Genomic DNA, 284 nt, shown 5'->3' on the forward strand with positions numbered 1-284 from the left:
TGACGAGTTTGGACGTAGATGCTTCGACAGCGAAAGCGTACGCGGCGGCGTTCCGCCGCCGCTGGGGAATCGAAACCTCGTATCGACAGATCGGTGATTTCCTCCCGAGAACGTCGTCGCCGACGTTTTCAGTGCGGTTGTTCTATTTTCTGTTCGTGGTTTCGCTGTACAATCTCTGGGTGCTAGCTAACCTCTTACTCTCGGCTGGAAGAATTCCAAAGACACCTCAGATCTCGACACGGATCTTCCGCAGATTCGTTCTCTTGACAGACTACGGTTGAGGA

The 284-nt window shown here is 53.2% G+C and carries 1 pseudogene; it reads left to right on the plus strand.

Annotated elements, in window-relative coordinates:
• Positions 1-281, plus strand: a pseudogene (locus O2S87_RS19075) (transposase); the annotation flags it as partial.
• Positions 282-284 lie beyond the last annotated feature (3 nt).

Source organism: Halohasta sp. A2 (assembly GCF_056175805.1).